Source organism: Mesorhizobium abyssinicae (assembly GCF_049887195.1).
Classification (GTDB): domain Bacteria; phylum Pseudomonadota; class Alphaproteobacteria; order Rhizobiales; family Rhizobiaceae; genus Mesorhizobium; species Mesorhizobium abyssinicae.
The window spans coordinates 1-921 of record NZ_JARAKC010000102.1; the positions used below are offsets into that span (position 1 = coordinate 1).

General features: G+C 63.3%; 1 protein-coding gene. It reads right to left on the bottom strand.

Going from position 1 to position 921, the window contains the following annotated elements:
• A partial coding sequence (locus PU724_RS33815) for an amino acid adenylation domain-containing protein (protein WP_426213835.1) occupies window positions 1-921 on the bottom strand: 921 nt, incomplete at both ends.

Below are 921 nucleotides of genomic sequence, written 5' to 3' on the forward strand. Positions count from 1 at the left end.
CGTGCTCGGCAAGGCGCGCCGCGATCTCGCCCGGCTCGATGCGGAAGCCGCGGATCTTCACCTGGTCGTCGTTGCGGCCCAGGAACTCCAGATTGCCGTCGCCAAGATAGCGCGCCAGATCCCCGGTCCGGTAGAGGCGGTCGCCCTCCACGAACGGGCTGGCGATGAAGCGCTCGGCCGTCAGCGCGGGCCGGTTGAGATAGCCGCGCGCCACCCCCGCCCCGCCGATATAGAGCTCGCCAACCGCCCCCAGCGGCACCGGCTGACCATGGGCGTCCAGGAGATACACCCGCGTGTTCGCGATCGGACGGCCGATGGGCACAACAGACCCCTCAAACCCAACCGGGCAATTCCAGGCTGTAACGTCGATAGCTGCCTCGGTAGGGCCGTACAGGTTGTGCACTCCGGCTCCAGGCAACAGACGTTGAACCTTGTGCACGAGCGATGCGGGAAGCGCCTCGCCACTGCATATGAGACGCTGTAGCGATGTGCAGCATTGGACATCCTTGGTATCCATGAAGCTGACCAGCATGGACGGCACGAAGTGAACCGTGGTGATGCCGTGGTTGGTTATCAGCTTTGCAAGTGCATCGGGATCCTTGTGTGCATCCGCAGGCGCCTGCACCAAGACTGCCCCTTCGAGCAAGGTCCAGAAAAACTCCCATGCCGAAACATCGAAACCAAAAGACGTCTTTTGCAAGACAACATCAGTTGCCTTGAGAGCGTAGGCTTTCTGCATCCACGTCAGGCGATTGATCAGAGCCCGATGCTCATTTTGTGCGCCCTTGGGCGTTCCGGTGGAGCCTGAGGTGTAGATGATATAGGCGAGATGGCGCGCGGTGAGCCCGAGCGCGCGCGGGTCGGGATCGCAAGCCGGCTGCCCGGCCCAGGCGGGTGCGGCGGTGTCGAGGTCGACCACGC